Raw genomic sequence first — 10,939 nt, forward strand, 5'->3', positions numbered from 1 at the left:
GACGTCGCAGGCGAGATGTTTCACGGACGTTAAGCCGCGAACGTAGGATGTATATCTACGCGAAGAGCCTGGATATGTCTATACCTCCTGAATATCTAGGCAGAACATAGGATGTCTGGTAGGTTTCGGGCTGCCAACGATCTCCTGGTGGAGGGGAGCCGGACGTGAGGCTCGGTCGCAGCGACGTCACCGTTTCCCGGATCGGGCTCGGCACCGCTCCGCTGGCGGGGCTCTACACCCCGGTCGGCGAGGAGCAGGCCGCGGCCACGCTCGAAGCCGCCTGGTCGGCGGGCGTCCGCTACTTCGACACCGCGCCCCGCTACGGCGCCGGCCTGGCCGAGCTGCGGCTGGGCCGGTTCCTCAAGGGCGTCGATCGGTCGCGGGTGACGGTGTCCAGCAAGGTCGGCGCGCTGCTCGACCCGGTCAGGCGCGACTACACCGTGGAGGGCGTCTACGCCTCGCTGGCCGCCAGCCTGGAGCGCACGGGCCTGGACGCGTTCGACATCCTGCTCATCCACGACCCGGACGACCACTGGGAGCAGGCCGTGCGCCACGCCTACCCGGCGCTGGAGCGGCTGCGCGCCCAGGGCGGCGTGCGGGCCGTCGGCGTGGGCATGAACCAGACCTCGATGCTGGCCAGGTTCGTGCGCGAGACCGACGTGGACTGCGTGATGGTGGCCGGCCGCTACAGCCTGCTCGACAGGAGCGCGGAGCGGGAGCTGCTGCCGCTGTGCGGCGAGCGGGGGACCGGGGTGATCGTCGCGGGCGTCTTCAACGGCGGCATCCTGGCCGATCCAGGCCCCGGCGCGCACTACGACTACGCCCCGGCGGCCGAGCCGGTGCTCAGCCGGGCCCGCGGGCTGGCCGCCCGCTGCGCCGCGTACGACGTGCCGCTCGCCGCGGCCGCCCTGCAGTTTCCGCTGCGCCACCCGGCGGTGACCGGCGTCGTCGTCGGCGCGCGCAGCCCCGAGGAGGTGGGCGAGGACCTGAGCCTGGCCGCCGTCCCCATCCCCGACAGCCTCTGGGCCGAGCTCGACCCGGAATGACCTCATCCGGCCGCCTGCGGCCGGATCCCGACCGATGGACATCGCATGAGCCGTATCGACGCCCACCACCACGTCTGGGACCTCGACGCCCGCCCCCACACCTGGCTGGACTCCGAGAAGATGGCGCCCGTCCGCCGCACCTTCACCCTCGACCAGCTGGAGGGCCAGGCCGCGGCGGCGGGGGTCAGCAGGACCGTGCTGGTGCAGGTGCTGCCCGACCTGGCCGAGACCGAGGAGTTCCTGGCCCTGGCCGCCGGGTCCGAGCTGGTCGCCGGCGTCGTGGGCTGGATCGACCTCACCGCGCCCGGCGCCGCCGACACCCTGGCCGCGCTGCCCGCCGGCCTGGTGGCCGTGCGCCACGGCGTCCAGTCCGAGCCCGACCCGGGCTGGCTCACCCGCCCCGACGTCCGCCGCGGCCTGGCCGCCGTCGAGGCCGCCGGGCTCGCCTACGACCTGCTCACGCTGCCGCACCAGCTCCCGGCCGCCATCGACACGGTGAGCGCGCTGCCCGGGCTGACGTTCGTGCTCGACCATCTGTCCAAGCCGCCCATCGCCACGGGTGAGCTGGAGCCGTGGCGGGCGCGGATCCTGGAGCTGGCCGCCCGCCCCAACGTCTACTGCAAGCTGTCCGGGATGGTCACCGAGGCCGACTGGACGTCCTGGCGGGTGTCCGACCTGCGGCCGTACGCCGAGACCGTCCTGGAGGCGTTCGGGCCCGAGCGGGTCATGTTCGGCTCCGACTGGCCCGTGTGCCTGCTCGCGGCCGGCTACGAGCAGGTCGCGGAGGCGGCGGACGAGCTGTGCGCGGGACTGTCGGAGAGCGAGCGCGCCGACGTCTTCGCGGGCACGGCCCGCCGCGCCTACCGCCTCCCCGAGTAGCTGCGGCTCAGGCCGTCTCGACACGGAACGTCGTGTGGTACGTGCGCGACTCCTCCGGGCCGAGCCAGATCATGCTGCCGTCCTGCCTGGCCGCGGCGTCGCCCGACACGTGGTGCGTGGACGGCTCCAGGCCGACCGCGTAGTTGCCGGAGCGCAGGTTCAGCCACTCGAAGAAGCACGGGAACTCCTCCGCCCGCCACTCCACGCTGACCTTCATGCCGAGCCGGTCGTTGATCACGGCCACCCGGTGCACCCCGTCCTCGACGGGGTTGAGCGCGTGCTCGTACACCTGCTCCACGAACCCGGGCACCGGCCCCGGGAAGGTCAGGTGGTCGGCCTTCTGCTCGGCCACGCTGTCGCTCTGCCAGAGGGTCTCGCGGATGTCGGCCTCGAACCTGGCGCCCTCGTCGAGCAGCGGCCAGCCGAGGTTGATGTGGTAGAGGAACATGTGCGGCGTCGGCTCGAACCCGGCGTTCGTCACGGTGTCCACCAGCCGGATCTCGTCGCCGCCCAGGTCGGCCTCGATGCGGCGGACCAGGCGCAGGTTCTCGGCGAAGACCGCGGCCTGCCGCACCTCGCCCTCGGCCCACAGCACGCAGCGGTCGCCCTCCCAGCGCTCGCCGTAGCCGGTCAGTCTGGCGGGCAGGTTGCCCGCGCGGCCGTGCAGGCCATGCCGTACGGACTGCCTGGGCGGATACCGGTACGCGCCCGCCGGCACGTCGCCGCCGAACAGCGTGTGGTCCAGCCCGGCCGTGACGATCAGCCCGGAGAACGAGCGCAGCCAGGACAGCCCGTCCTCGTCCGCGTTCTCGTGCAGGCCGGGATGGCGGAAGCCGGTGGGCGAGCGCCAGCCGAACGAGCGCCCGGCGTGCTCGGCCGCCCCGATGTCCATGCACCGGTCGACCAGCACGTCGAAGGCCAGCCCCGAGCCGGTGCGGAACTCCAGGGTCCGGATGCCGCGCTCGGCGCCGTCGCCGAGCGTCACCAGCCGCACCCCGCCGGCCGCGCTCAGGTCGCCCGTCAGCTCGGCCAGCTCCCTGCGGGACGGCGTCATGCCATCACCCACCCTCCGTTGACTTCGATGGTCTGGCCGGTGACGAAGGAGGCGTCCCGGCCGGCGAGGAAGGACACCACGGCGGCCAGCTCCTCGGGCTTGCCGCGCCGCTGGAGCGACTGCCGCTCCAGGACGAACCGCTCGTACGCCTCCGGATCGGCGTGGATCTCCTCGGCGGCGGTCGGGAAGGCGCCGGGGGAGACGCAGTTGACGCGGATCTCCTTCGGGCCGAGCTCGCGGGCCAGCGCCCGGGTGAGCGCCGCCGCCGCGCCCTTGGTGGCGACGTAGGCGGCCAGGTCGGACCAGCCGCCGTGCATGGTGATCGAGGCGATGTTGACGATCGCGCCGCCGCCCAGCTCGCTCATCTGCCCGGCCGCGTGCTGCGCCGCCAGCCAGTAGGCGCGCTGGTTGACCGCGTGGACGTGGTCGTACTCGGCCAGCGGCACCTCGAGGAACGGCCTGGCGGGGTAGACGGCCGCGTTGTTGACGAGGATGCCCACCGGGCCGAGCCGCGCGGCCGTCTCGGCGAACGCGGCCTCGATCGCGGCCGGGTCGCGCAGATCCGTCTTCAGGTTGAGCGCGCCTTCGAGCGAGCCCGCGTCCAGGTCGAGTGCCGCCACCTGGTGGCCGTCGGCGGCCAGCCGGCGGACGATCGCCCTGCCGAGCGCGCCCGCCGCGCCCGTGACGAGCGCCGTGGTCATTGCTTTCTCCATTCCTTGTGCAGGTGCCTGAGCAGGTCGCGGGGATGGTCACCGGCGAGCAGCCCGTCGCGGATCAGCGCCGAGGACGTCTCCTGCAAGGCGATGTAGCCGGGGAAGCGCGGCCTGATCCAGGCGGCGTCCATGGTCGCCCGGGTGCGGCGGTAGAAATCGCCGCTCTCCCAGGCGGCGCGGGCGGCGGGCTGCCCGCCGGTGGCCGGGAACAGCCCGGTCTGCACCGGCTCCGACAGCAGGCGGCGCAGGTGGGCGCGGACGGCGTCGCGGATCTCGCCGATGCGCCGCCCGGAGACAGCCAGCCCGGTGCCGCCGAGCACGCTCCCCGGCTCCCCGCCCGGCCAGGAGGGCGCGTCGGTGAAGGCCAGCGGGTAGGTGGCGTAGCCGTACACGAGGGGGCACCAGTCGGCCGCGCCGCGGGTGAGCGCGTCCAGCACGCCGATCGGGTTGAGCACGGAGAGCTCGCGGTCGGCCAGGGCCAGCAGCTCCGCCATGAGCTTCAGCGCCCGCGTCCCGGCCTCCTCGTCGAGGAAGTCGCCCGAGCACAGCGCGCTGTACATGAGGAACGCGTGCGGCCCGCCGAGGCACAGGGCCGGCCTCGTGCTCCTGGCGAAGTCCGGCAGCTCCGGCCACGTCCCCGGCAGCCGCACGCCCGGGCGGGCGACGGCGACCTGGGTGGCCGCGTCGAGCGGCAGCGCCCACTGGCGGCCGTCCAGGTGATAGCTGTCGAAGCTGCGGCCGACCGAGCCGGCGCGCAGGCTCAGCAGCTCGGCCGGCTCGAACAGCTCGTCCATGGGCACGAGCGCGTCCACCGCCGCGCCCAGCCCGGGATGGTCGATCACCAGCACGTCGTAGCGCCGGCACAGCTCCGCGATGGGCTCGGACTCGAACCCCTCCAGCGGTTGCCGGTCCCACTCGATCGGCTCGGGCACGTCCCCGTATGGGTTCGCGCCGGCGAGGTCGAGCCGGGTCAGCTCGTCGAGCGGGGCGTAACCTCGGGGGTGGTCCCAGGTCAGTCCTCGCATGCCAGCACGCCCTCCGCGACCAGCTCGGCGGTGCGCTCGGCCGGGTAGCCGAGCTCTTCCAGCAGCTCCCTCGTGTGCTCGCCGACCAGCGGTGCGCCCATGCGGACGGCCGGCGGGGCGGCGCTGAGCCCGTAGGGGAAGCCGGGCGTGGTGACGGTGCCCTCGCTGCGGTGGTCGTAGGTGACGAACGAGCCGTTGTGCCGCACCTGCGGGTCGGCCACCAGGTCGGCGTAGCCGTACACGGGACCCGCCCACAGGTCGTGGCGGGCGCAGATCTCCAGCCACTCGGCCGTGGTGCGCTCGGGCAGCCGGCGGGCGACGATCGCGGTGATCTCGTCGCGCCTGGTGTGCCCGTCGGCGTCGCCGTCCATCCCGGCCAGCTCGGGCAGGTCGAACGCCACGGCCAGGGCGTCCAGCCTGGGCATGCCGAGCGCGATGTGGCCGTCCTTGGTGGCGAAGACGCCGTACGGGGCCCGGATGTAGGTGTGGCCGTGCGGCTCGCGCCCGCGCCGCTGCGGGACCCCGCCGACCGTGAAGATCGACAGCTCCTGCATCTGCACGGCGATGGCCGCGTCCAGCATGTTGACGCTCACCCGCTGGCCCTCGCCCGTGCGCTCGCGGTGCAGCAGCGCGGCCAGCGCGCCCTCGAACGCGCTGTAGGCGGTGATGGCGTCGATGGCGTACGTGCCGGCCGGCGCGGGCGGGTCGCCGTCGCGGCCGGTGCTGAGCATGGCCCCGCTCATGGCCTGCAGCAGCAGGTCCTGGCCTGGTCGCGACATGTACGGGCCGCTCTCGCCGTAGCCGGACATGGAGACGTAGACGATGCGCGGGCTGAGCGCGCTGATCGTGTCGTAGTCCATGCCGAGCCGCTCGGCCACGCCCGGACGGTAGTTCTGCAGGAACACGTCGGCCGACGCGGCCAGCTTGTGGACGATGTCGCGGCCCTCGTCGGACTTGAGGTTCACGGCGAGGCTGCGCTTGTTGCGGTTGAGCGACAGGAACGAGGCGTTGACCCGGTTGCCGGTGGCGCCGCCCGCAGGGGCGTGCCGCTGCCACTCGCCGGTCACCGGCTCCACCTTGACCACGTCCGCGCCCAGGTCGCCCAGCCGCATGGCGGCCAGCGGCCCCGCCATCGCGATGGACAGGTCGATCACGCGGTAGCCGTCGAGAACGCCCATCAGCGCCCCTCGAAGACGGGCTCGCGGCGCTCGGCGAAGGCGGCCCTGCCCTCGGCCGCGTCGGCGGTGGAGAAGCAGACCGTCTGGAGGTCGCGCTCGTACTGGATGGCCTGGTCGAGGGGCATCGAGTAGGCCGCCTTGAGGTTGGCCTTGGCCGTCTGCGCGGCGATCGGCGGCCGGGCGGCGATCCGCCCCGCCAGCTCCCGCGCGGCCTCGGTCAGCTCCTCCTGCGGGTACACGTCGGTGACGAGCCCCCAGGCCACGGCGCGCGCGGCGTCGATGGGGTCGCCGGTGAGCAGCATGGTGGCCGCGTTGCCCGGGCCGACCGCGTGCGCGAGCAGGGCCGACTGGCCGCTGCCGCCGATCCAGCCGAGCTTGATCTCCGGCGCGGCGAACGTCGCGGTGTCGGCGGCCAGCCGGATGTCGCAGGCCATGGCCAGCTCCAGGCCGCCGCCGTAGGCGTAGCCGTTGACGGCGGCGACGATGGGCGTGCGCAGGGCGCGGACCGCGTCGCCGTAGTCGCCGCGGTTGCGGAACTCCCACGGCGTGGCGTACTCGTCGAGCTCGCCGATGTCGCTGCCGACGCAGAACGAGCGCTCACCCGCACCGGTGAGCACGGCGGCGCGGATGGCGGGGTCGGCGTCCACCCGGCTCAGGCAGGCGCGCAGCGCGGCGGCCATGTCGGGGGTGATGGCGTTGAGCTTGGCTGGTCTGTTGAGGGTCACGACGGCCACGGGGCCGTCGACGTCGAGGAGGACGTCCAAGAAATCGCTCATTTCTGGCAGCGGAGTCTCTAGCAGCAGAGTCGTACGTGTTGCTCGGCGTCGGTGCGGGCCACCTCGACCACCTCGCGCATGGCCTCCTCGGCCTTGCGGTGGTGGCGGCGCCTGATCGCCACGGCCACCCGCTCGTGGCCGGGCAGCGTTTCCTTGTTGTGCGCCACCGAGCGGGTGTGCACCTGGCGCACGGACCGCAGGGCGATGCTGATCATTTCGTAGATGTAGAGCAGCAGGTCGTTGTCGGCGGCGGCGAACACCGCCTTGTGGAAGGCCAGGTCGGCCTCGATGAACGGCTCGGGGTCGTCGGCGGTCGCGTACAGCGCGGCGAGGGCCTCGTCGATGCGCCGGACCGCCACGGCGTCCGCCCGCTCGGCCGCGACCCTGGCCGCGCCGGGCTCCAGCGCGACCCGCAGGTCGGCCAGCACCCGGATGTCCCCTGAGTGCGGCTCGGGGACGAAACGCCAGGCCAGCACGTCGGCGTCGAGCAGGTTCCAGGACTCGCGGGGGCGCACGATGGTGCCCGCGCTCCTCCTGGTCTCCAGCAGGCCCTTGCCGGCCAGGACCTTCACGCCCTCCCGGACGGCGGAGCGGCCCACGCCCAGCTCTCCGACCAGCTCCTCCTCGATGGGGATGGACGTGCCGGGAGCCAGGGACCCGCTGACGATGCGGGCGCCGAGGGCCTGAACCACCTGGACATGCCGGGCGGCGTCCCTCTGGGGATCGGTTGCCACGCTCGGCACGCTATCGGGCGGGTCCGGCTTTTCATAGACCTTTCATCCGATGAAGTTGGAATTTCATCAGATGAAGTGACAAGCCCTTAACATTTCGCACACTTGGTAGTACCTTTCCGACAAGTGGTACTACCAATTGTCGTGCGAGGTGATCGACATCGGTACCGACCCCGTGTCCGACGCGCTCGCGGACCTGATCCGCGAGCTGGGCGAGGGCGGCCGGCTGCCCGCCGAGCGCGAGCTCGCCGAGCGGCTGGGCGTCAGCCGCACGGCGCTGCGCGACCGCCTGCAGCTCCTCGAAGGGCTCGGCGTGCTGCGCAGACGCCAGGGCTCCGGCACGTACGTCCAGCGCCTGGCCCCGCAGGGCCTGGAGTTCGCGCTCGACCTGGCGCTGTCGGCCAGCCACCTCAGCATCGAGTCCCTGCACTCGGTACGAGTCGCGCTGGAGCGCCAGGCCGCCAGGGAGGCGGCGCGCAAGGGCGACCCCGTCGCCATCGCCCACGTGGGCAAGGCCCTGGCCGACATGGAGGCCGCCGTCACCGGCGAGGACATCGACCGCGCCGACTTCGCCTTCCACCAGGCGCTGCTGCACGCCACGGGCAACGCCGCCCTGACCTTCTTCGCCGACGCGATGACCGGCGTGCTGTTCCGCGCCGTGCGGCAGCGCCGTGACCGGCTCAAGACCCACCCGCGCGACAAGGAGGTCTCGGTGGCGGCGCACCGGCCGCTCTACGAGGCGCTGCTCGCCGGCGACGAGAACGCCGCCGGCCAGGCCAGCGACGACCACTTCCAGGTCTGGCACGACCTGTTCACGCACCCCCGGATGGAGAGGCCATGACGAAGAGACTGGGACTGATCCACACCTCGGCGACGCTGGTCGAGGTGTTCGCGAAGCTGTGCGCCGAGCGGCTGCCCGGCGTCGAGACGTTCAACATCGTCGACGACAGCCTGATCAAGAACACCGTCGCGGCCGGCCGGCTCACGCCGCAGACCGCGCGCCGGGTCGCCGGGCACATCGGCTCCGCCGAGGCCGCCGGCGCCGACCACATCCTCGTGACCTGCTCCTCGATCGGCGCGGCGGTGGAGGCGGCCGAGCCGCTGACCGGCGTGCCGGTGACGCGGGTCGACCGGCCGATGGCCGACCGGGCCGTCGCGCTCGGCCGCCGGATCGGCGTGCTCGCCACCCTGTCCACCACCCTCGACCCCACCGCCGACCTGGTACGCAGGCGCGCTGCCGCGGCCGGGGCGGAGATCGAGCTGACGGCCAGGCTGTGCGAGGGCGCGTTCGAGGCGCTGATGGGCGGCGACGCCGCGACCCACGACGCCCGCGTGGCCGCGGCCCTCGCCGAGCTGGCCGCGGAGGTGGACGTCATCGTGCTGGCTCAGGCGTCGATGGCGCGCGTGGCCGGTACGGTCGAGGCGAAGGTCCCCATCCTGGCCAGCCCGCCGCTCGCCATGGACCACCTGGCGGACGAGCTCGGCCGCGAGCGGGCGGGCCGATGAGCCCAGCGGCGTCCGAGGGGCGTGAGCTGACCGTCGCCACCTACCGCATCCTCACCCGGCTGCCGGTGGAGCAGGCGGTCGGCGCGATCGCGGGGGAGCAGAGCACCGGCACGTTCGTCAGCGTGCGCGGCGAGACCGACGAGCTGCGCGCCCGGCACAGCGCGGTGGTGCTGGAGCTCACGGAGACTCCCGTGCCCGACGCCGACGCCCTGCCGGGCACGCGGGGCGACGGGCCGCTCCGCGCGGGCCTGGTCAGGATCGGCTTCCCGCTGGAGAACACCGGGCCCTCGCTCACGAACCTGTTCCCGGTGGTCGCCGGCAACCTCTACGAGCTGCGCGAGCTGGCCGGGCTCAAGCTGGTGGACCTGGAGCTGCCCGCGGCCTTCGGGGAGGCGTACCTGCCGGCCCGCTTCGCCGTCGAGGGCACGCGGCGGCTGACCGGGCGGCCCGATGGCGTGCTGATCGGCACCATCGTCAAGCCGAACGTCGGCCTGCGCCCCGCCGACTACGTGGAGCTGGTGCGCGAGCTCGGGCTGGCCGGGGCCGACTTCATCAAGGACGACGAGGTCAACGGCGACTGCCCGCCCGCGCCGCTGCCGCAGCGGATCCGTGCGGTGACGGCCGCGCTCGACGAGGTGGAGCGGCGGACGGGGCGGCGGCCGATGTACGCCTTCAACATCAGCGACGAGCCCGACCGGATGCTGCGCAACCACGACCTGGTGGTGGCGGCCGGGGGCACCTGCGTGATGGTCAACCTGAACGTCGTCGGCTTCCCGGCCGTCGCCATGCTGCGGCGGCACGCAAGGGTGCCCATCCACGCGCACGTGACCGGCATCGGTGCGCTGGCCCGGCATCCGGGGCTCGGGATCGGGCACCTGGCGTACCAGAAGCTGGCCCGGCTGACGGGGATCGACCACCTGCACTGCGGCGGGTTCCACAGCAAGTTCTACGTCACGGACGACGAGGTGACGGCCATGGTGCGCGCGGTGCGCGAGCCGCTGCTCGGGGGCTTCGCGTGCCTGCCCGTGCTGTCGTCCGCCCAGTGGGCGGGGACCGCGCCGGTCGCGCTGGAGCGGACCGGCACCACCGACCTGCTCGTGCTGGCCGGGGGCGGGGTGCTCGGGCATCCGGACGGGCCGGCGGCGGGGATCACCAGCATCCGGCAGGCGTGGGCGGCGGCGGTGGCGGGGGTGCCGCTGCACGAGGTGGACGAGCCGGAGCTGGCCCGCGCCCTGGAGCACTTCGGCGGGCTGGTGCGCAGGTGAGGCCGCGATGACGCGCTTCGCCTTCGTCGCCGACGACTTCACGGGGGCGACGGACGCGCTCTGGCAGTTCAGGCGGTTCGGCCTGACCGGCTCCCTGGTCACGGACGTGGCCGGCCTGCACGACCGGGACGACGTCATCGGCCTGGCCACCACCGCCAGGACGTCGGGTGACCCGGCCGCCGTGGTGCTGCCGGCGTTCCGGGCGCTGGCGGAGCTGGGGCCGCTGGCCGTCCAGTACAAGGTCTGCTCCACCTTCGACTCCTCCCCGTCGCGCGGGAGCATCGGCGCGGTCGTCGCGGCGCTGCACCGCGAGGGGCTGGCCCGCGGCCCGGTGCCGGTGCTGGCCGCGCAGCCGGAGCTGGGCCGCTACACGTGGTTCGCGACCCATTTCGTACGGGCTGGGGATGAGGTGCAGCGGCTCGACCGGTATCCGCCCATGCGCGATCACCCGGTCACTCCGGCGACCGAGGCCGACCTGCGGCTGCGGCTGGCCGAGCAGGGCGCGGGGTCCGTCGGCTGGCTGCCCGCGGATCCGGCGGAGGAGGCGTACCTGGCGCGGGCGGGTGACGCGGCCTTCGTCGCGGACGCCATGACCGAGGAGCACGTACGCGCCCTGGGCCGGCTGCTGCTCTCCGGCGGATCGGGGGCGGGCCCGCTGTGGTGCGTCGGCTCCGGCGGCCTCAGCTACGCCCTCGCCTCCGCCTGCACCGCGAGACCGGCCTCCGGGCAGGGGACGGGCTGTCTGTTCTACCCATCTTTCCCGCCG

General features: G+C 73.5%; 12 protein-coding genes. 6 read left to right on the forward strand and 6 right to left on the reverse strand.

Annotated elements, in window-relative coordinates; translation table 11 throughout:
- The first annotated feature begins 164 nt into the window (after nucleotides 1-164).
- Complete coding sequence (locus tag ETD85_RS19065) at nucleotides 165-1,046, forward strand: aldo/keto reductase (RefSeq protein ID WP_138691076.1); 882 nt, start codon at nucleotides 165-167, stop codon at nucleotides 1,044-1,046.
- Between the two features lie 45 nt (nucleotides 1,047-1,091).
- Nucleotides 1,092-1,925, forward strand: a complete 834-nt coding sequence (locus ETD85_RS19070) for an amidohydrolase family protein (RefSeq protein ID WP_138691077.1) — start codon at nucleotides 1,092-1,094, stop codon at nucleotides 1,923-1,925.
- Nucleotides 1,926-1,932: 7 nt separating this feature from the next.
- Here the strand turns inward: ETD85_RS19070 and ETD85_RS19075 are convergent, their stop codons facing one another.
- Genes ETD85_RS19075 through ETD85_RS19100 form a run of 6 tightly spaced genes read right to left on the reverse strand, consistent with a single transcriptional unit; the run spans nucleotide 1,933 to nucleotide 7,405 of the window.
- Nucleotides 1,933-2,979, reverse strand: coding sequence for an aldose 1-epimerase family protein (locus ETD85_RS19075; RefSeq protein ID WP_138691078.1), 1,047 nt, complete (start codon nucleotides 2,977-2,979; stop codon nucleotides 1,933-1,935).
- Nucleotides 2,976-3,680: an SDR family NAD(P)-dependent oxidoreductase gene (locus tag ETD85_RS19080; protein WP_138691079.1), complete on the reverse strand. Its 705-nt coding sequence runs from the start codon at nucleotides 3,678-3,680 to the stop codon at nucleotides 2,976-2,978. Before ETD85_RS19080 ends, ETD85_RS19075 begins: the two co-directional genes overlap by 4 nt.
- Complete coding sequence (locus ETD85_RS19085) at nucleotides 3,677-4,717, reverse strand: type 2 periplasmic-binding domain-containing protein (RefSeq protein WP_138691080.1); 1,041 nt, start codon at nucleotides 4,715-4,717, stop codon at nucleotides 3,677-3,679. Before ETD85_RS19085 ends, ETD85_RS19080 begins: the two co-directional genes overlap by 4 nt.
- Nucleotides 4,705-5,895: a CaiB/BaiF CoA transferase family protein gene (locus tag ETD85_RS19090; protein WP_138691081.1), complete on the reverse strand. Its 1,191-nt coding sequence runs from the start codon at nucleotides 5,893-5,895 to the stop codon at nucleotides 4,705-4,707. Before ETD85_RS19090 ends, ETD85_RS19085 begins: the two co-directional genes overlap by 13 nt.
- Nucleotides 5,895-6,671: an enoyl-CoA hydratase/isomerase family protein gene (locus ETD85_RS19095; RefSeq protein ID WP_138691082.1), complete on the reverse strand. Its 777-nt coding sequence runs from the start codon at nucleotides 6,669-6,671 to the stop codon at nucleotides 5,895-5,897. The genes ETD85_RS19090 and ETD85_RS19095 overlap by 1 nt, the downstream gene beginning before the upstream one ends.
- Before the next feature lie 17 nt (nucleotides 6,672-6,688).
- Nucleotides 6,689-7,405, reverse strand: coding sequence for a FadR/GntR family transcriptional regulator (locus ETD85_RS19100; protein WP_170246743.1), 717 nt, complete (start codon nucleotides 7,403-7,405; stop codon nucleotides 6,689-6,691).
- A 148-nt stretch (nucleotides 7,406-7,553) separates the two neighbouring features.
- On the opposite strand from ETD85_RS19100, the gene ETD85_RS19105 reads away from it, so the two are divergent.
- The 4 genes from ETD85_RS19105 to ETD85_RS19120 form a co-directional block, all read left to right on the forward strand.
- Entirely contained in the window at nucleotides 7,554-8,243 is a 690-nt protein-coding gene (locus tag ETD85_RS19105) for a FadR/GntR family transcriptional regulator (protein WP_170246744.1), read from the forward strand.
- Nucleotides 8,240-8,908, forward strand: a complete 669-nt coding sequence (locus ETD85_RS19110) for an aspartate/glutamate racemase family protein (RefSeq protein ID WP_138691085.1) — start codon at nucleotides 8,240-8,242, stop codon at nucleotides 8,906-8,908. Before ETD85_RS19105 ends, ETD85_RS19110 begins: the two co-directional genes overlap by 4 nt.
- The gene (locus ETD85_RS19115; RefSeq protein ID WP_138691086.1) at nucleotides 8,905-10,173 is read left to right on the forward strand and encodes a RuBisCO large subunit C-terminal-like domain-containing protein; all 1,269 of its coding nucleotides are present in this window, start codon (nucleotides 8,905-8,907) and stop codon (nucleotides 10,171-10,173) included. The genes ETD85_RS19110 and ETD85_RS19115 overlap by 4 nt, the downstream gene beginning before the upstream one ends.
- A gap of 7 nt (nucleotides 10,174-10,180) precedes the next feature.
- On the forward strand, nucleotides 10,181-10,939 hold a 759-nt coding region (locus ETD85_RS19120), incomplete at its 3' end, for a four-carbon acid sugar kinase family protein (protein WP_138691087.1).

This window comes from Nonomuraea zeae (assembly GCF_005889725.1).
Taxonomy (GTDB): Bacteria; Actinomycetota; Actinomycetes; order Streptosporangiales; family Streptosporangiaceae; genus Nonomuraea; species Nonomuraea zeae.